This window comes from Microbispora sp. ATCC PTA-5024 (assembly GCF_000511135.2).
Lineage (GTDB): Bacteria > Actinomycetota > Actinomycetes > Streptosporangiales > Streptosporangiaceae > Microbispora > Microbispora corallina.
In genome coordinates this window covers 45,252-62,144 of sequence record NZ_KI866523.1, presented here as the reverse complement: position 1 = coordinate 62,144, position 16,893 = coordinate 45,252, and the positions used below count along the sequence as shown (strand labels likewise).

At 73.1% G+C, this 16,893-nt stretch carries 19 protein-coding genes and 1 pseudogene; 10 read left to right on the top strand and 10 right to left on the bottom strand.

The genetic code is table 11. From position 1 onward, the window contains the following. The 3 genes and pseudogenes from MPTA5024_RS43440 to MPTA5024_RS44245 form a co-directional block, all read right to left on the bottom strand. Positions 1–777: pseudogene (locus MPTA5024_RS43440) on the bottom strand (ABC transporter permease); the annotation flags it as partial. Beyond that, positions 774–1,700 carry an ABC transporter ATP-binding protein gene (locus MPTA5024_RS12720; RefSeq protein WP_036324146.1) on the bottom strand — a complete coding sequence of 309 codons (927 nt, stop codon included), beginning with the start codon at positions 1,698–1,700 and terminating at the stop codon, positions 774–776. The pseudogene MPTA5024_RS43440 and the gene MPTA5024_RS12720, both read right to left, overlap by 4 nt. Next, positions 1,693–2,385, bottom strand: coding sequence for a TetR/AcrR family transcriptional regulator (locus MPTA5024_RS44245; RefSeq protein ID WP_269750573.1), 693 nt, complete (start codon positions 2,383–2,385; stop codon positions 1,693–1,695). The genes MPTA5024_RS12720 and MPTA5024_RS44245 overlap by 8 nt, the downstream gene beginning before the upstream one ends. 156 nt (positions 2,386–2,541) lie before the next feature. Here MPTA5024_RS44245 and MPTA5024_RS12710 point away from each other — a divergent pair, with 156 nt between their 5' ends. Further along, positions 2,542–3,399 (top strand): MerR family transcriptional regulator, encoded by an 858-nt coding sequence (locus tag MPTA5024_RS12710; RefSeq protein ID WP_036324144.1) that lies wholly within the window; start codon positions 2,542–2,544, stop codon positions 3,397–3,399. On the opposite strand, the gene MPTA5024_RS12705 is transcribed toward MPTA5024_RS12710, so the two are convergent. Further along, a complete protein-coding gene (locus MPTA5024_RS12705) occupies positions 3,374–4,552 on the bottom strand; it encodes an FAD-dependent monooxygenase (protein WP_036324141.1) in 1,179 nt (392 codons plus the stop codon). The two genes, MPTA5024_RS12710 and MPTA5024_RS12705, sit on opposite strands and share 26 nt — an antisense overlap. 139 nt (positions 4,553–4,691) lie before the next feature. After that, a complete protein-coding gene (lpdA, locus tag MPTA5024_RS12700) occupies positions 4,692–6,092 on the bottom strand; it encodes a dihydrolipoyl dehydrogenase (RefSeq protein WP_036324139.1) in 1,401 nt (466 codons plus the stop codon). A gap of 115 nt (positions 6,093–6,207) precedes the next feature. Between lpdA and MPTA5024_RS12695 the strand changes: the two genes are divergently transcribed. After that, the gene (locus tag MPTA5024_RS12695; protein WP_036324137.1) at positions 6,208–6,606 is read left to right on the top strand and encodes a hypothetical protein; all 399 of its coding nucleotides are present in this window, start codon (positions 6,208–6,210) and stop codon (positions 6,604–6,606) included. 115 nt (positions 6,607–6,721) lie between these two features. Then, complete coding sequence (locus MPTA5024_RS12690; RefSeq protein WP_036324135.1) at positions 6,722–7,294, top strand: DsbA family protein; 573 nt, start codon at positions 6,722–6,724, stop codon at positions 7,292–7,294. Between the two features lie 18 nt (positions 7,295–7,312). Here the strand turns inward: MPTA5024_RS12690 and MPTA5024_RS12685 are convergent, their stop codons facing one another. Beyond that, positions 7,313–7,525 carry a hypothetical protein gene (locus tag MPTA5024_RS12685; RefSeq protein ID WP_157099444.1) on the bottom strand — a complete coding sequence of 71 codons (213 nt, stop codon included), beginning with the start codon at positions 7,523–7,525 and terminating at the stop codon, positions 7,313–7,315. Positions 7,526–7,999: 474 nt separating this feature from the next. Between MPTA5024_RS12685 and MPTA5024_RS38990 the strand changes: the two genes are divergently transcribed. The 6 genes from MPTA5024_RS38990 (at position 8,000) to MPTA5024_RS12655 (ending at position 11,792) form a co-directional block, all read left to right on the top strand. Continuing rightward, positions 8,000–8,563 carry a COG4315 family predicted lipoprotein gene (locus tag MPTA5024_RS38990; protein WP_036324131.1) on the top strand — a complete coding sequence of 188 codons (564 nt, stop codon included), beginning with the start codon at positions 8,000–8,002 and terminating at the stop codon, positions 8,561–8,563. Between the two features lie 275 nt (positions 8,564–8,838). Next, positions 8,839–9,303: a GAF domain-containing protein gene (locus MPTA5024_RS12675; protein WP_084369667.1), complete on the top strand. Its 465-nt coding sequence runs from the start codon at positions 8,839–8,841 to the stop codon at positions 9,301–9,303. Between the two features lie 68 nt (positions 9,304–9,371). Further along, complete coding sequence (locus MPTA5024_RS12670) at positions 9,372–10,100, top strand: GAF and ANTAR domain-containing protein (RefSeq protein ID WP_051458109.1); 729 nt, start codon at positions 9,372–9,374, stop codon at positions 10,098–10,100. After that, the gene (locus MPTA5024_RS12665) at positions 10,072–10,473 is read left to right on the top strand and encodes an STAS domain-containing protein (RefSeq protein ID WP_084369666.1); all 402 of its coding nucleotides are present in this window, start codon (positions 10,072–10,074) and stop codon (positions 10,471–10,473) included. The genes MPTA5024_RS12670 and MPTA5024_RS12665 overlap by 29 nt, the downstream gene beginning before the upstream one ends. Positions 10,474–10,495: 22 nt before the next feature. Next, on the top strand, positions 10,496–11,548 hold the full coding sequence (locus tag MPTA5024_RS12660; RefSeq protein ID WP_036324126.1) for a quinone-dependent dihydroorotate dehydrogenase: 1,053 nt from the start codon (positions 10,496–10,498) through the stop codon (positions 11,546–11,548). Between the two features lie 40 nt (positions 11,549–11,588). Beyond that, entirely contained in the window at positions 11,589–11,792 is a 204-nt protein-coding gene (locus MPTA5024_RS12655) for a heavy-metal-associated domain-containing protein (RefSeq protein WP_036324122.1), read from the top strand. A 3-nt stretch (positions 11,793–11,795) separates the two neighbouring features. Here the strand turns inward: MPTA5024_RS12655 and MPTA5024_RS12650 are convergent, their stop codons facing one another. The 4 genes from MPTA5024_RS12650 to MPTA5024_RS12635 all read right to left on the bottom strand — a co-directional run bounded on the left by MPTA5024_RS12650 (position 11,796) and on the right by MPTA5024_RS12635 (position 15,873). Next, entirely contained in the window at positions 11,796–13,427 is a 1,632-nt protein-coding gene (locus tag MPTA5024_RS12650; protein ID WP_036324120.1) for a beta-N-acetylhexosaminidase, read from the bottom strand. A 34-nt stretch (positions 13,428–13,461) separates the two neighbouring features. Next, entirely contained in the window at positions 13,462–14,319 is an 858-nt protein-coding gene (locus tag MPTA5024_RS12645; protein ID WP_051458108.1) for an N-acetylmuramoyl-L-alanine amidase, read from the bottom strand. Positions 14,320–14,383: 64 nt separating this feature from the next. After that, positions 14,384–14,650, bottom strand: coding sequence for a hypothetical protein (locus MPTA5024_RS12640; protein WP_036324117.1), 267 nt, complete (start codon positions 14,648–14,650; stop codon positions 14,384–14,386). 122 nt (positions 14,651–14,772) lie between these two features. Beyond that, complete coding sequence (locus MPTA5024_RS12635) at positions 14,773–15,873, bottom strand: LacI family DNA-binding transcriptional regulator (RefSeq protein ID WP_036324114.1); 1,101 nt, start codon at positions 15,871–15,873, stop codon at positions 14,773–14,775. A 222-nt stretch (positions 15,874–16,095) separates the two neighbouring features. Here MPTA5024_RS12635 and MPTA5024_RS12630 point away from each other — a divergent pair, with 222 nt between their 5' ends. After that, entirely contained in the window at positions 16,096–16,755 is a 660-nt protein-coding gene (locus tag MPTA5024_RS12630) for a TetR/AcrR family transcriptional regulator (protein ID WP_232326446.1), read from the top strand. Positions 16,756–16,893: the final 138 nt, after the last annotated feature.

Here is a 16,893-nt window from a genome sequence, read left to right as displayed (position 1 = left end):
CAGCGCGACGGCCGCCGCGGCGAGCACCGCCGTCAACGCCACGGCCAGGACGGCCGGCCACGCCTGCTCGTCCCCGTACGGCCGGATGCGGTGCACCCACCCGATGGGCGACAGCCACGACAGCCACGAGACGGGGCCGGAGGACATGCCGCTGACGTCGCCCACGACCCGGAGCAGGTAGGCCGCGCCGAGCACGCCGATCGCGATGCCCCGCGCCCCGCCCGCCCCGCCGCTGAGCTGCGCCGCGACGGCCCCGACGGCGGCGAACACCCAGCCGATCAGCGCGAACTCCAGCCCGAACGCCCAGGAGCCGCCCGCGGGCAGGCCCTGACCGATCATGCCGCCGGCCAGCACGACGCCGAGCAGCAGGTCCGCGCAGAAGGTGACGACCAGCGCCGCCGCCAGGCCCGCGTGCCGGCCGACCACGGTCGAGCCGAGAAGCTCGCGGCGGCCCGTCTCCTCCTCGGTCCTCGTGTGCCGGATGACGGTGAGGATGCTGATCAGGCCGATGACCACGGGGACGAACCCGGCCCGCCAGGCCACCAGCTCCCCGACGCTCGATCCGTCCAGGGGGCCGTAGAGCACGACGAAGCCCGCGTTGCGCGCGCTCGCGGAGGCGTACCCGGCGCGCAGGGCGGCCGTGGGGAACAGCTCGTTGATGGACGCGACGTAGGAGACCGGGATGATCCCGAGGAAGACGATCCACAGCGGCAGCAGCACCCGGTCGCGCCGCAGGATGAGGCGGGCCAGCCCGCGCGTGCCCGTCAGCGCGGTCATCGGGCGGCCTCCGCCGTCGCCGCCTCGCCGTCGGCCGGGCCGCGGTCGTAGTGGCGCAGGAAGAGCTCCTCGAGCGTGGGCGGCCGGCTCACCAGGCTGCGCACGCCGACCGCGGTGAGGTGCCGCAGCGCCGGGTCCAGCGCGGCGGCGTCGACGTCGAACCGCACGGTGGCGCCGTCGGCGCGCAGGTCGTGGACCCCGGGCAGGCCGGCGAGCCCGTCCACCGGGCCGGCCAGCTCGGCCTGGATGGAGGTGCGGGTCAGGTGCCGCAGGTCGGCGAGGCTGCCCGTCTCGACGGCGCGGCCGTCCCTGATGATCGTGACCCGGTCGCACAGCTCCTCGACCTCGGAGAGGATGTGGCTGGACAGCAGCACGGTCCGGTCGCCGCGGCGCCGCTCCTCCCGGATGACGTCGCGGAACGCCTCCTCCATCAGCGGGTCGAGGCCGGAGGTGGGCTCGTCGAGCAGCAGCAGTTCCACGTCGGAGGCGAGGGCGGCCACCAGGGCCACCTTCTGCCGGTTGCCCTTGGAGTAGGCCCGGCCTTTCTTGCGGGGGTCGAGGTCGAAGCGCTTCAGCAGGTCGTCGCGGCGCCGCTTGTCCAGCCCGCCGCGCATGCGGCCGAGCAGGTCGATCACCTCGCCGCCCGACAGGTTGGGCCACAGCGTCACGTCGCCCGGCACGTACGCCAGCCGGCGGTGCAGCTCGGTCGCCTGGGCCCAGGGGTCGCCGCCGAGTAGCCGGACCGTCCCGGCGTCGGCGCGCAGCATGCCGAGCAGGACCCGGATCGTGGTGCTCTTCCCCGCGCCGTTCGGCCCGAGGAAGCCGTGCACCTCTCCGGTGCGCACGGCCAGGTCGAGCCCGTCCAGGGCCCGTGTCGGGCCGAATGTCTTGACGAGCCCGGTCGCCGAGATGGCGTCATTCATCGTGGAGCTCCTGGTCTGGGCCGGGCACGGCCTCGCGCCCGGCGGGGGTGGCCCGGTGCGCCGTCCTGTCGAGCGCGTCGAGCAGCACGGCCGCCTCCTCCGGGCTGATGAGGGGATGGGAGTAGAGGTCGAGCAGCGCCCGCGACAGCAGGAGGTCGCCCTCGGGGCTGAACATGTCGACGCCCAGCCCCCGGGACACGTGCTCGTACAGGATCGGGACGGCCATCGCCATGGCGGTCGCGATCGTGGCCCGCACCCTGAGGGGGACGGCGGGCGGATCGGGGCGCTTCATGTCGGCGAGCCACTCCTCGGTCAGGTTCACGACCTCGTCGAAGAGGGAGGCCGCCGCCCCCTCGGACAGGGCGCGGGCCATGTAGCGCTGGTAGGGCCGCAGGGCCGCCCGTGACTGCTGGATGTAGCTCATGTCCGTGTGGCTGGTGTCGGCCCGCACCCGGTCGTTGAACCGGTGGATCAGCGCGACCAGGTACTCGTCGCACGCCTCGCGCAGCCCCTGCTTCGACCCGAAGTGGTGGCGGACCAGCCCGGGGGACACGCCTGCGGTCTCGGCGATCCCCCGGATCGTCGCCCGCTCGAATCCGTGCTCCCCGAAGTGGTACAGGGCCGCGTCCCTGATCCGGGCGCGTGCGGTGAGGTCTTCCGGGTCCCGCTCCGTCGTCACTGTCACCTGTCCTGTACGCCGATACAGCGAACTATCCGTGCGCGAAGGATGCTATACACACGTATAGTCACCCGTCCAGGCAGGGTGGTGTTGACCTTGTCCCTGGGGGAGGCCGCAGCATCGAGGCGACCGGGCGAGGGGCCCGGGACGAAGGAGGACGGCGTGGGGCTGCTGACGATCGGGGCGTTCGCGCGGGCCTCGCGGCTGTCGCCCAAGGCCCTTCGCCTGTACGACGAGCTGGGCCTGCTCCGCCCGGCCAGGACCGATCCGGATTCGGGCTACCGCTTCTACGACCCGGCGCAGCTCGAACGGGCCCGCCTGGTCGCCTGGCTGCGCAGGCTCGGGATGCCGTTGGCCCGGATCAGGGCGGTCTGCGACCTGGATCCCGAGGCGGCCGCCGCCGACGTCGCGGCCTACTGGGCGGCGGTCGAGGCCGAGACGGCGGACCGGCGGGGGCTCGCCGTCCTCCTCGTCGACCATCTGTCGGGAAAGGACACCGCCATGGCCGAGGTCGCCGTACGCGACATGCCCGCGCGGATGCTGCTGAGCATCCAGCGCCACCTCACAGCCGAGCAGCTCGAGGCGTTCACCACCGGGCTGGTGCTGCGGCTCGGCGACGGCTCGGTGCCGGGGCTGCCCGGGATCGAGGGGGCGCCGTTCCTCATCTACTACGGCCAGGTGGACGAGGACGGCGACGGGCCGGTGGAGTTCTGCCGGCCGGTCCCCGACTCGGAGGCCGAGGGGGTCGCGGCGCGCTTCCAGGACCTGGTCCTGCGCGCCGAGCCCGCCCACCGCGAGGCGTACGTGCGCCTCACGAAGGCCCAGACGGGCCAGGCGGGGTCGCTGCGCGCGCTCCAGGCGCTGGAGCGGTGGGCCGCCGAGCACGGGGAGACGCCCCAGGGGGTCTCGGTCCGGACCGTCTTCTTCGCCGACCCCAGGACGGCGGGAGACGACGATCCGGTCATGGACGTCGTCGCCTCCCTCCCCAAGCGGGTCACCCCGGGTACTCCCGGAGCGTGATCGAGGTGGCCGCCTTCGTGGTGAGCCGGTCGAGGACGCCCGCGAGCAGCCGGGACGTCATCACCCGGTAGAGGCGGTTGCGGCGCCGGATCTTCGCCCGGGTGGGCGGGGCGAGGAAGGGACCCGAGTTGGCCCCGATCCGCTGGCACGCCTTCGCGAACCCGCGGATGAGGTTCTCGTACTCGGCGAACCCGGCCCCGTGGTCGCCCCCGGCGGCCGCCAGCTCGCCCGCGAGGACGTGGGACGACACCAGCGCCATGCCCGCGCCCATGCCGCCGAAGGTGGCGCCGTAGCCGGCGTCCCCGATCAGCGCCACCCGGCCCCGGACGAAGCGGTCCATCCGGACCAGGCCGATGGTGTCGAAGTAGAAGTCGGGGGCCGTGGGGAGGTGCTCCAGCAGCCGCGGCGCCTCCCAGCCGGCCCCGGCGTACGCGTCCGCCACGATCCTTCGCTGCCCGGAGACGTCCTGGCGGTCGTACCGGAGACCCTCCGCGTGGAAGACGGCCATCACGTTGAGCGCGCCGCCAGGGACGGCGGTGACGCCGAGCGCCCGGCCGGGCTCGTTGTACAGCAGGGTGCCCTGGCCGAGCCCGAGGTGGTCGGGCGCGTTGAACAGCGCCACGTGGTAGCCGGAGGGGCGGACGAACCGCGACTCCGGGCCGAAGGCGAGCCGGCGGACGCCTGAGTGGAGCCCGTCCGCCCCCACCACCAGGTCGAAGGTCCGGGTGGCGCCGCTGTCGAAGGCGACCTCGACCCCGTCCGGCGTCTCGGTCATGGCGGCGATCGAGTCGCCGAAGACGTAGTCCGCGTCGTCCTTGGTCCGGTCGTACAGCAGGCGTACCAGGTCCCCCCTGAGGATCTCCACCTCGCCGCCGGCGAACTCCGGGGGGAGGCTCACGATCGGGCGGCCCTCGGCGTCGACGATGTCCCACCTGCCGGGCCGGGTGCGCATCCGCTTGACGTCGTCCAGCAGGCCCATCGTCCTCAGGAGGGTCATGTGGACGTGCCCGCGGAAGTCGACGGCCTGGCCGCCCTCCCGCAGGGCCGGGGCCCGCTCGACGACCGTGGGGGTGAAGCCGTACCGGCGCAGCCAGTAGGCCAGGGACGGACCGGCGATGCTCGCGCCGGAGATCAGGACGGTGGTGCTCCTCATGGTTCGCGCTCCTCGTGCGGTCCCGCGCCGCCCCGTGCGGCCGCGACGACCACAGGTTCGGCGAGGGCGCTTACCGCACGCCCACCGTCCGCTGACGGCGCCGGTCAGGCCGCTGACGGGACGGCGCGGGACCCGGCGCTCAGAGGTTGATCATGTGGCCCGCCAGCCCGTGGATCGCCTCCTTGACCGCCTCGCCGAGCGTGGGGTGCGCGTGGACGTTACGCGCCACCTCGTGCACGGTCAGGTCCCACTGCTGCGCGAGCGTCAGCTCCGGCAGCAGCTCGGTCACGTCGGGGCCGATCATGTGCGCGCCCAGCAGCTCGCCGTACGCCGCGTCGCTGAGGACCTTGACGAACCCGTTCGCGTCGCCGAGCCCGTGGGCCTTGCCGTTCGCCGTGAACGGGAACTTCGCCACCTTCACGTCGAAGCCGCGCTCACGCGCCTGCGCCTCGGTGAACCCGAAGCTCGCGATCTGCGGCTGGCAGTAGGTGGCCCGGGGCACCATGACGTAGTCGATTTCCATCGTCTCGGCGCCCCCGATGGTCTCGGCGGCCACCACGCCCATCGCCTCCGCGGCGTGCGCGAGCATGAGCTTGGCCGTCACGTCCCCCACCGCGAAGATGTGCGGGACGCTCGTCCGGCACCGGCCGTCCACGTCGATCGCGCCCCGGTCGGTCAGCCGCACGCCGGTGGTCTCCAGCCCGTAGCCCTCGACCCGCGGACGGAACCCGACGGCCTGGAGCACCTTGTCGGCCTCCAGCGTCCGGGTCCCCCCGTCGCCGGACACCGTCACCCGGACCTGCTCGCCGGAGTCGTCGATCTCGTCCACCCGGGTCGAGGTCAGCACCTCGACGCCGAGCCGCCGGTAACGCCGCGCCAGCTCGGCCGACACCTCCTCGTCCTCCAGCGGGACCATACGGTCGAGGTACTCGACGATCGTCACCCGCACGCCGTAGCTGCTCAGCACGTACGCGAACTCGACGCCGATGGCGCCCGCGCCCGCGATGACGACGCTCTCGGGCAGCTTGTCGCTGAGGATCTGCTCCTCGTACGTCACGACCCGCTCGCTGACCGACGTGCCGGGCAGCAGCCGGGTCGTGGCGCCGGTGGCGACGACGCAGTGATCGAACGTCACCGTGCTCGACGAGCCGTCCGCGCCCTCGACGCGGATGGTGTGGGCGTCGGTGAACGTGCCCCGGCCGTTGTACTCGGTGATGCCGTTCTTCCTCATGAGGTAGTGGACGCCCTTGACCCGGCCGTCCGCGACCTTCCGGCTGCGCCGGAAGGCCTCGCCGTAGTCGAAGGTGACCCGGCCGTCGACCTGGATGCCGTACGTCGCCGCCTCGTGGGACAGGAGGTGGACGATCTCGGCGTTGCGCAGCAGCGCCTTGGAGGGGATGCACCCCACGTTGAGGCAGACCCCGCCCCAGTAGCGTTCCTCGACGACCGCCGCGCTGAGCCCGAGCTGGGCCGCCCGGATCGCGGCGACGTATCCGCCGATGCCGGCGCCGAGGACCACGACGTCGTAGTGATCGCTCATGCCCGGACCCTACGCTCCGGCGCCGCGGCGGGCGCGGGCGGGGCGGGTCCCCGGGGGTTGACCTCCGCGGCAGGGGTAGGGACCCGGTACGCCCAGCGAGGGAGGAGTGACGGACATGAGCGAGTTCGAGCGTTCGCGCAGGATGCCGGTCGCGGCCGGCCAGGTCTTCGACGCCGCGTGCGACGTGGACAGGCTCGACCTGTGGCTGCCGCGCGACCTGCACGTACGGGCGGAGGAGCCGCCCGCGGTCACCGTGCATGAGGACGCCACCGGCGAGGACGCCCGGGCCCTGCTGCGGTCGGAGCGCGACCAGCTCAGGATGGAGTGGGGGACGCGGGACGTCGACCGCTACGCCGGCTGGCTCCAGGTCGCCGGGATCGGCGACGACGCCAGCGACGTCACCGTCCACCTCTCGTTCTTCGACGAGGCCCACGTGCCCCCGGCCGAGGCCGTCGAGAGCGCGCTCGACGAGAGCCTCGAACGCCTGGAGAGCCAGGTGGCCCCGCAGGGCTGAGGCGGCGAAGCGGCGGGGGTAAAACGGACAAAGCGGCGTTGCCCGAGAAATGACGCTTCCTTAATCCCGGAATGTCCGAGTCCAGGGTAGGAAAGCGCCGACCAAGGGGGGCGACATGACCACGCACGCAGGCAGGGTCTCCACGCCGCGCCACATCCCCGCCGGTGCGCCGGCCAGCGGAGACGGCATCGTCGTGGGGACGGGCACGGTGGTGATCGACGTCTACGTCGACTTCCTGTGCCCGTTCTGCCGCCAGTTCGAGGAGACGGCCGGTCCGACGCTGCACAGGCTGGTGGACGACGGGCTCGTCAGCATCGTCTACCACCCGATGGCGTTCCTCGACCAGCTCTCGGCCGACCACTACTCCTCCCGCGCGTCCGCGGCGTCCGGGTGCGCCGCCGACGGCGGCCTGTTCGTGGAGTACGCCGAGGCGCTGTTCGCGAACCAGCCGCCGGAGGGCGGGCCGGGCCTCACGGACGACGAGCTGATCGAAATCGGCGGCCTCGTCGGGCTCGATCCGCCGTTCGCCGGGTGCGTGCGCGACCGCACGTACCTCGACTGGGCGGCGTACGTCACGGACAAGGCGATGGAACGGGGGGTCAGCGGCACGCCGACCGTGCTCGTGGAGGACGTCCCGGTGCCCGCGAACGTCCGCTCGATCACGCAGGCGGTCGCCGCGGCCCGCTGACCCCGGGCCGGGCGCCGGTCATTCGCGGACGCCCCCGCCCGGCAGGTCCTCGCCCGGCGGCGTGCCGGGGTCGCCCCCCGGGAGCGGCGGCGTGAACGCGGAGGCACGGGGGCCGGCGAGGCCCAGGACCTGCCGGATCCACGCCTCCAGCCCGGTGGGGTCGGGCGGGGTCAGCGGTGTGGGTTCCGTTCCCGGTCCCTGCGGTCCGGGTCCCTGCGCGGGCGTGGTCACCACCGTCTCCTCTCCGGAACGGGAGCCGGTGCCGCCGAATGACGCGCGCCGCCGCATGACGATCGTGGAGGCGTACGCTCGGCCATCCTGGTGCTCCTTGTCTGTCACACGACCAGGCGAAGGGGGGCTTCGCGCGGAGAACGCCTCCCCGGCAGGTCGGGGGCCCTCACGGCAGGCGTCAGAGGCTCAGCATCGCACCGCCCCCGCCGGGCGGCGGGGCAGGACCTCGTGATCGCTTTCCGTGTCGGCCACAGCCAGTCACCGTATGACTTTTACCCCATTTTCCCGAAATTTGACTTTCTATCCGCTTCGCTGAAACGGCCGAGGACGGCGTCGCGGGCGGGGCCGCGGCGGCACGCCAACCCACTCCCACGAGACGGCAAAGGCCTGTCCCGGATCTTCGTGTCCGCCGGGCGGGGCCACGCCCGCCGCGTGTCTCCTGGGAGCCACTCGCCTACTTCCCTGGAGCCGAAGATGAGGAAACTGCTGTACGCCGGCGCGATCGCGATCGGCCTGCTGGCGTCCGGCTGCGGCGGCGCCGCGAACGAGGACGCCGCCAACCCCGCCGCCGCGAACGAGACGTCGCCGGAGACCTCGCCGTCCGAGTACCCCTCGGGCTCGGCCAGCCCCGGCTACTCGGCGTCGCCGACCTCGGCCGTCCAGCAGACGCCGACCGGCCCCGCGAGGATCGACACGGCGAGCACGTCGCTCGGCACGGTGCTCGTCGGCGTCGAGGGCCGCACCGTTTACCTCTTCACCGCGGACAAGAACGGCCAGCCCACCTGCAACGGCGCCTGCGCCGCGGCCTGGCCGCCCGTGCTCACGAACGGCGCGCCGCAGGGCGGGACGGGGGTCCGGGCGAACCTGCTCGGCACCGTCAAGCGCGCCGACGGCATGACGCAGGTGACCTACAACAAGCACCCGCTGTACTACTACGCCAAGGACCAGAAGGCCGGCGACGTGACCGGCCAGGACGTCAAGGACTTCGGCGGCGAGTGGCACGCCGTCACGCCGGAGGGCAAGAAGGCCAAGCACTGACGCGGCGCCGTCCGCACCGCAGCGGCCGCCCCGGAGCCACACGCTCCGGGGCGGCCGTCGTCTGCGTAGCCATCCCAAATGCCGCGTGAAAGGCGTCGCCGGCCCTCCCGTACGGTCACCCAGGCCGTGGGGGAGGGCTGCTGCGTATCGGCCGCCGGGTAGCCTGAAGGATCGGCTGGACCGCCTGGCAGGATCGGCGTGAAGCCCACTAGGCTTATCGGCAATCCGCCCTGTGTCCGCGGCCGCTTCGTCATTTGGAGACGGCAGGCGATGACATGGATGCGTCGTCAGTTCTTGAAAGCGTGCTCATCGGCATGGCCGACCTGTTCGGGGTCGACGGTGCCGCCCTCATGCTGCTCGACGAGGAGGACCGGCTGCGTGCGGTCGGGGCCACGGACGACGACGGCCTCCGGCTGGAGTCGGCCCAGGAGTCCGTCGGCGAGGGCCCGGCGATCGACAGCGCCTCGCGCTGCGACCTCGTCGCCATCCGCGACCTGCATGCCGCGAGCCCGATCGGATACCCGCATCTCGCCGCCCACGCGGCGCCCGTCCACGCGGTGCTGTCGGTGCCGCTCATCGAGGGCGCGGAGCTGATCGGCGTACTCGACTTCTACGCCAGGGCAGGCCACGCCTGGGGGCCCGCCGAGGCGGAGGCCGGCTCCCACCTGGGCGAACTGCTCGTCATCGTGCTCCAGGTCCTCGCGGAGAGCAGGACTGACACGCCCTTCTCCGGGCAGTGACATTGGTCGAATCGGCATCTCTCCGCTGCCACAGCGGTGCAGAGGTGAGGTTCACGAGAGGATACGGAATGACCCATATCGATCCTGATGCGCTTGTCGCCAGCCTGCGCCGTCTGCAGAAGGACAGGTCGGCGACCGGGATCGTGCACCACCTCGAGCGGATCGTCCAGGTCGTCGACCGGCTCTTCGGATACTCCGGGGCCGGCCTGATGTTCGCCGAGGAGGACCGCACGCTCCGCTTCCTCTTCGCGACGGACGAGCGCGGGCGCAGCCTCGAGCACGCCCAGGCGGCCACCGGGCAGGGGCCGTGCGTCGCCGCCTACGCCGGCGACACCGCCGTGACGACCGTGGACGTCCGGGACGACGTCCGCTGGCCGGCCCTCAAGGATCTGCTGCACCCGGAGGTGCGCGGGGTGGCAGGGGTCCCCATCCGGCTCGGCGGGGTGCCCGTGGGCACCCTGAACGTCTACCAGGACAGCCCGCACGAGTGGCAGGAGTCCGACACCCAGGCCCTCCACGCGTACGCGCACGTGATCGAGCAGGTCCTCGTGGCCGCCATCGAGGCGGACGAGAAGGCCGTGCTCGCCGACCAGCTGCAGTACGCGCTGGACTACCGGATCGTCATCGAACGCGCCATCGGCTATCTGATGGGCAAGCACGACCTCACCGCCTCCCAGGCGTTCACCGGGCTGCGCAAGCAGGCCAGGGACAGCAGGCGGAAGGTCTCCGACCTCGCGGCCGAGCTGCTGGGAGAGCAGGGCCCGAAAAGTGTTGCGGATCCAGATCACGTCGGCTGAGCCGGCGCTGACGGTGGCCCTCGGCGGCGACCTCGACAGGGCCGGGGTGCCGGAGTTCCGCGCGTTCCTGAGCCGGACGCTGGCCGCGCACCCGCCCGGCCCCGTACGGGTGGACCTCTCGGAGGTCGGCTTCATGGACTGCGCGGGGTCGCGGTCGCTGCTGTGGGCCGACGCCCGGGTGCGGGAGTGGGGAGGGACGGCCACGTTCGCCCGCCCCTCCCCACCCGTGCTGCGGCTGCTCCGGCTGCTGGGGCTGGACCGGACGCTGCTCCTGTGCGGCGGGGACGTCGCGACCCCCACGCCGGTCCCCACGGCAGTACCCACCACGGGCCCCGCCGCGGCGGGCCGGGAGGTCAGGCCCGGCCGCGACTGAGGCAGGCGATAGTCTTCCCTCGATGTATCGAATCGTGTTCACGCAGGTCCTGAGCCGCTTCGACGCGGAGGCCGTGCACCATCTCACGATCAGGGCGCTCCGCCTGCTCGGGCTGCTCCCGTTCGTGACGCGGCGGCTGCACCGGCTGCTCGCCCCGCGTGAGGAGTCGCTGCGGGTCACCGCCTTCGGCGTGCACTTCCCCGGGCCGTTCGGGCTGGCGGCCGGGTTCGACAAGGACGCCCGGTGCGTCGCCCCGCTGGCGGCCTTCGGCTTCGGGCACGTCGAGGTGGGCACGATCACGGCCCACGCCCAGCCCGGCAACCCCCGCCCCCGGCTGTTCCGGCTGCCCGAGAGCCGGGCGGTCATCAACCGGATGGGCTTCAACAACGCGGGGGCGGCGGAGGCCGCCCGGCGGCTGCGCCGTCCCCGGGGAGTCCCGGCCGTGGTCGGCGTGAACATCGGCAAGACCAAGGTCGTCCCCGAGTCCGGGGCGGTGGACGACTACGTCACGAGCGCCCGGCTGCTCGCGCCCCTCGCCGACTACCTCGTGGTCAACGTCAGCTCGCCCAACACGCCGGGGCTGCGCGACCTGCAGGCCGTGGACCGGCTGCGCCCGCTTCTCGCCGCGGTGAAGGAGGCCGCGGGCCGCACGCCGCTGCTGGTGAAGATCGCCCCCGACCTGGCGGACGAGGACGTCGACGCGGTGGCCGAGCTGGCGGCCGACCTCGGTCTTGCCGGGATCATCGCCACGAACACCACGATCAGCCGCGAGGGCGTCGCCAGCACGGAGGCCGGCGGCCTGTCGGGCCGTCCGCTGAAGGCCCGATCCCTTGAGGTCCTGCGCCGGCTGCACCGCAAGGCCGGCGACCGCCTCACGCTCGTCTCCGTCGGCGGCGTGGAGGACGTCGACGACGTCTGGGAGCGGCTGCTCGCCGGCGCCACCCTCGTGCAGGGCTACACCGGGCTCATCTACGAGGGCCCCCTGTGGCCGTCGCGGATCAACCGGGCCCTGGCCCGCCGGCTGCGGCGGCACGGCCACGCGTCGATCCGCGAGGTCGTCGGCAGGACCGCCTGACCCCCTTTCCCCGTACGCGCGATCCTTTCCGGAGGGTGACATGAGCCTGAAGACCTACACCGTGCAGGGCATGACCTGCGGCCACTGCGTGAGCTCGGTCAAGGAGGAGGTCGGCGAGATCCCCGGCGTGACCGGGGTCGAGGTCGACCTGGACAGCGGCCGGCTCGACGTCAGCGGCGACGGCGTGACCGACGACGCCGTGCGGCAGGCCGTCGAGGAGGCCGGCTACCAGCTCGTGCCCTGACGGTCACATGCTGGGCCGGGTGGAGTCGGCCGCGTGGGTCAGCTCGTCGAGGTGGCGCATGACGTCCCCGACGACGACCGCGCCGGGCCGGTGCCGCCGCCACCCGCCGCCGCGCTGCCAGGGCCGGGGCCCGTCGAGCGGGCGGTACTCCACCCCGAAGGCGTCCAGGCGGGCCAGGTGGTCCTTCAGGCGGGGGCCGAAGTCCTCACCCGCCGGGCCGCCCGTCCAGACGACCTCGGCGGCGGCGCAGCCCCGCGGCCAGGCGCGGTAGTCGAGCGTCCGGCCGTCCGGGATGCGCTCGCTCCACAGCTGGAACTGCGCCCCGATCACCCGCGCCCGCTCCCCGGCCGTCCAGTCCTGCGGCGCCGGGGCGAAGGCCGCGACGTCGGCGACCGTGACGGCGTCGCCGAGCCCGGCGGGCTCCTCGGGCGAGGCGGCCTCCGCGTAGTCGAAGTACAGCGGAAAGACGGGCGTCGCCACCACGTCGTGCCCGGCCGCCGCGGCCCGGCGGCCGACCTGCGGGCCGCGCCACGGCATCACGATCGTGTCCTGCCTCAGCCGGCCGCTGACGAACGCCTCGTCCCACACGACCGCCCGGCTGCCCCGCTCGGCCAGGGCGTCCGCCAGCCGCCGCAGGAACCACGCGTGCAGGTCGCCCACGGTCTCCAGGCCCAGCTCCGCCCGGTACGCGGAGATCTCGGGAGAGGCGGCCCAGTCGTCCAGCACGCACTCGTCGCCGCCGATGTGGAAGTACGGCACGTCGCCGACGGCCCCGGCGATCTCGCCGAACACGGTCGTGAGGAAGTCCACCGCGGCGGGCAGCGGAGACAGGATGGCCGGCGAGATGCCCCACCGGTCCAGCACGCGGTGCCGCTCGCCGGGCCGGACCCCCAGCTCCGGGTACGCCGCCAGGATCGCCGACGCGTGTCCGGGCACGTCGATCTCCGGGACGACGGTGACGGCCCGCGCCCGGGCGTACGCCGCGATCTCCGCGACGTCGGCCAGCGTGTAGTAGCCCCCGTGCGGGACCTCGTCGAAGGCGGGCTCCTCGCCGTAGTGGCTGACGATCGTCCGGGGGCGATGTGAGCCGACCTCGTGCAGCAGCGGGTACGCCGGGCTCTCGACGCGCCACCCCTGGTCGTCCGCGAGATGCAGGTGGAGCCGGTTGAGCTTGTGGACCGCGAGCAGGTCGACCAGGCGGAGCACCTCCCGCTTGGGCAGGAAGTTCCGGGCCACGTCGAGGTGCGCCCCCCGCCACGAGAAGGCCGGGGCGTCCGCCACGCGCCCATGCGGGACCGCCCAGGACACCCCCGGCAGGGCGGCCGCCCGGTAGGCGTCCACGGGCAGCAGCTGTCGCAGCGTCTGCGCCGCGTAGAAGGCGCCGGCCCGGTCCCCGGCGCGGATCCGCACGCCGTCGTCCTCGATCTCCAGCTCGTACGCCTCGGGGCCCAGCAGAACGTCCTCCTCCACCCGTACGGCGGCGTCCGGGCCGCCGGGCCGCAGGTCCGGCACAGGCACGGCGAGCCGTACGGCGTCGGCGAGCGCGGCGGGACCGGCCACGGCGGAGCCGGGCGGGAGCGCGAACGACCCCGGCCTGCTCTCGACCGTGCGAGGACGGGGGAGGAGGCGATTCATGCCGCAGATCATGCCAAATCGCCCGCGGCGGCGCTCACCGCAGGTAGCTCTGCAGGCCCTTGGCGAGGGAGGCGGCGATGCGCTGGCGGAACCGGGGGTCCTTGAACCTCGCGGCGTCGCCGGCGTTGCGCATGTTCCCGCACTCGATGAAGATCTTGGGAACCGTCGACAGGTTGAGCCCGCCGAGGTCGCTGCGGTAGTTGAGCGCGGTCGTGCCGATGTACGTCGAGTACGCGATGCCGGTGCCCGCGTGGAAGGCGTCGCGGACCGTGATACCCAGACGCCTGGAGGCGGCGACGACCGGGTCGACCGGGCCGTGGATCTTCTTCGGCATGATGACGTGGAAGCCGTGGTCGGCCGAGGGCGCGCCGTCCGCGTGGATGGAGATCGCGGCGTCGGCCTTCGCCCGGTTGCCGATGGCCGCCCGCTGGGTGATGCACGGCCCGACGCCCGTGTTGCCCGTGCGGGTGAGCTTGACGGTGGCGCCCTGGGCCCGCAGCAGCTTCGCCAGGCGGCTGGAGACGTCCCAGGTGAAGGCGGCCTCGGCGTAGCCGTCGTTGGTGGACGTCCCGGTGGTGTCGCAGGCCTTCTTCTCCGTGAGGATGTCGACCTGCCTGTTGATGATCTCCGGGTGCCGGTAGTTGCCGCCGTTGTGGCCCGGGTCGATCACGACGACCTTGCCGGCCAGCGGTTTGGCGGGCGCGGACGACGTGCTGGCGGTCCGGGCGGAGTCCGCGGCCCCGCCGCTCGCGGGGACCTCGCGTGACGTGGGCGCCGACGGCGGCGTGGAGGGGCCGGAGGCCGCCGCACCCGAGACCGCCGTGCCGCCGCAGGCGACTGCTCCAAGCCCGCACAGGCCCAGGACTGCGGCGGCATGTGGTCGTCTGATCACGCTCGAATCCCTTCGCGGAGGCACGTCCTCCTAACGTACGCGGATTCGGCTCGTGACCAGACCGTTATGCCGGAAAGCGCCCCACCCAGGCCGGTTCCGCGGCCTCCTGGCTGTGCAGGAGCGCGGCCAGCTCGCGGGCGTCCTCGGCGTCGAGGCCCAGCACCACCCGGGGACGTCCCCACGGATGGTCGATCGAGTGAGCGACGTAGCTCGCCACGGAGTCGGCGAGCTCGTCGCCGCTCAGTCCCCGGGTCTCGCGCCAGTGCGCCCAGGCCCGCTCGAGCTCGCCGGCCGCCCGCTGAGCGCAGGAGACCAACTCAGGATCACGCATGAATCCCCCCGATTCTCGCGACATGCGGTCGCCGTCCCGGCGGGTTGCCGTCGGCGACCCGCCGGGGGTCGGCGTCACGGTACGAGTGAACACCGCCGCGAGGGGACACGTCGGGGATTGACCTACCCTTGGTCATCCCTTGGAGCCGGCCCGGTGCTGCGCCGCACCACGAGCTGCGGGGTGACCTGGCGCAGCCGCGCCACCTTGCCGGGCTCGGAGATGCGGTCGCTGAGCAGGGCGGCGGCCGATCGGCCCATCGCCCGCCTGGGCTGGTCCACGCTGGTCAGCGATATGTGGGTGACCGCCGCGAGGTGGGTGTTGTCGTAGCCCACCACCGACAGGTCCTCCGGCACCCGAAGGCCCAGCTCGCTCGCCGCCGTGAGCACGCCCATCGCCACGATGTCGTTGGCCGCGAAGATCGCGGTCGGCCGCGGGTCACGCTGCAGCAGGGCCAGGGCCGCGCGCCGGCCGCCCTCCTCGGTGAAGTCCCCGTGCTCGACCATGATGTACGGCGCGAGGGCGTGGCGGCGCATGGCCACCAGGTAGCCCTCGCACCGGCAGCGGGCGGCCGAGGACGGCGTGCCCTCGATGTGGGCGATGCGCCGGTGGCCCATCTCCACGAGGTGGTCGACCGCCAGGCGGGCGCCGAGCTGGTCGTCGTCCACCACGATGTCGACGCCTTCGAGCTCCACGTCCCGCTCGCCGACGACCACGGTCGGGGTGTAGGCGGAGGCCTCCGCGAGCGTGTCGCTGGACGGCGCAACGCCGAGCAGCACGAGCCCGTCCACGCGCAGCTCCAGGAAGGCCTCCACGGCCTCGTCCTCGAACGCCGGGTCCCAGCGCCCGCTGCCGATCAGCAGGCGCAGGCCGTCGCCGTGCAGGCTCTCCTGCAGGCCGTCCAGGAACTCCGCGTAGAAGGGGTTGTGCAGGTCCGCCACGAGGGCGCCCACCAGGTGGGTGCGTCCCTCGACCAGGCTGCGGGCCACCGCGTTGGGACGGTAGCCGAGCTCCCTCGCGGCCTGCAGGACCGCCTCACGGCGGTGCTCGCTCACGTGCGGCGAACCCCGCAGCACGAGCGAGACCAGCGACTTCGAGACCCCGGCCCGTTCCGCCACGTTGCGGATCGTCGGCCGTGGCCGTGGGCTGAACCCATCGGACAGCCCCCCGTCGGGTAACGAGACCGCGACGTTCCGGGCAGTGGTCTGCATGGACGGTCCTGACATGGTTCTCCCCACGATGCGTGGACGTGCACCTGACACACCAAACGATCGAGTTGCCCAGAGGGTACGGGTAGATCGCAGTAACGCGTCTTCCTTCCTCTTAATCAGGCGTTGGGAAGGCTAGCCCGGAGGTGGGAACGCGGCCCCTTCCGGGAGCCCCTTTGAGAGGATCTCTTGATCAGGGCAGCGCGCCCGCTGTGGACTCCACCCGTTAGGGTTCGAGGTGTGGGTGCCACACGCCAAGCGGAGGACGGCGCACGGCCGGCACGGCGCAGGCTCAGCGTCGACCGGCGGCGGGAGGAGCTCATCGCGGCAGCGTTGGAGCTGTTCAGCAGGCACGACGCCGAGGACGTGTCGATCGACGACGTCGCCCTGTCGGCCGGCGCGTCACGAGCCCTCGTCTATCACTACTTCGGCGGCAAGCAGGAGCTGTACGTGGCCGCGTTGCGCAGCGCGGCCGAGGAGCTGGAGGCCCGGCTGCAGCCCCAGGGCGGCGGACGGCCCATGGAGGAGCTCGCCCGCGGGCTGCGCCGCTACTTCGATTTCGTGGAGGAGCACGCGGCCGGGTTCGCCGCCCTGCTCAGGGGCGGGCCCGCCAACCGCGCCGGTGAGATCGGCGAGATCGTGGACGGCGTGCGGCGGCGGATGCTGCACCTGATCATGAACGAGATGCGGGTGACCGACCCAGGGCCGGTGCTCCGCACCACGCTGCGGTCGTGGATCGCCTCGGTGGAGACGGCGGGCCTCGACTGGCTGGAGCACCGCGACATGGAGCGGGCGGAGCTCGAACGCCTGCTGGTGGAGCAGATGGCCGCCCTGCTGCGGGTGGCGGCCGGGCACGACGACGAGGTGGAGCGCCTGGCGCACACGCTCCTGGACGGATGACGCCCGTCCGGCTGCACGGCGTACGGGCCGCGGCCCGATGCGGGTGACGGTCATCGGCGAACCTGAACGGGGGGCACGTGGCGGAACGCAGCGGGGGACCGGGCCGGACGGCTGAGCGGAGTCGCGTGGCGGGCCACG

Bases quoted from the DNA above. Each gene is read 5' to 3' on its own strand.
- MPTA5024_RS12655 (WP_036324122.1), top strand. From the start codon at position 11,589: ATGAGCCTGAAGACCTACACCGTGCAGGGCATGACCTGCGGCCACTGC.
- MPTA5024_RS12660 (WP_036324126.1), top strand. From the start codon at position 10,496: ATGTATCGAATCGTGTTCACGCAGGTCCTGAGCCGCTTCGACGCGGAG.
- MPTA5024_RS12640 (WP_036324117.1), bottom strand. From the start codon at position 14,650: ATGCGTGATCCTGAGTTGGTCTCCTGCGCTCAGCGGGCGGCCGGCGAG.
- MPTA5024_RS12675 (WP_084369667.1), top strand. From the start codon at position 8,839: ATGGATGCGTCGTCAGTTCTTGAAAGCGTGCTCATCGGCATGGCCGAC.
- MPTA5024_RS12690 (WP_036324135.1), top strand. From the start codon at position 6,722: ATGACCACGCACGCAGGCAGGGTCTCCACGCCGCGCCACATCCCCGCC.
- MPTA5024_RS12650 (WP_036324120.1), bottom strand. From the start codon at position 13,427: ATGAATCGCCTCCTCCCCCGTCCTCGCACGGTCGAGAGCAGGCCGGGG.
- MPTA5024_RS12720 (WP_036324146.1), bottom strand. From the start codon at position 1,700: ATGAATGACGCCATCTCGGCGACCGGGCTCGTCAAGACATTCGGCCCG.
- MPTA5024_RS12670 (WP_051458109.1), top strand. From the start codon at position 9,372: ATGACCCATATCGATCCTGATGCGCTTGTCGCCAGCCTGCGCCGTCTG.
- MPTA5024_RS12705 (WP_036324141.1), bottom strand. From the start codon at position 4,552: ATGAGGAGCACCACCGTCCTGATCTCCGGCGCGAGCATCGCCGGTCCG.
- MPTA5024_RS38990 (WP_036324131.1), top strand. From the start codon at position 8,000: ATGAGGAAACTGCTGTACGCCGGCGCGATCGCGATCGGCCTGCTGGCG.
- MPTA5024_RS12635 (WP_036324114.1), bottom strand. From the start codon at position 15,873: ATGTCAGGACCGTCCATGCAGACCACTGCCCGGAACGTCGCGGTCTCG.
- lpdA (WP_036324139.1), bottom strand. From the start codon at position 6,092: ATGAGCGATCACTACGACGTCGTGGTCCTCGGCGCCGGCATCGGCGGA.
- MPTA5024_RS12695 (WP_036324137.1), top strand. From the start codon at position 6,208: ATGAGCGAGTTCGAGCGTTCGCGCAGGATGCCGGTCGCGGCCGGCCAG.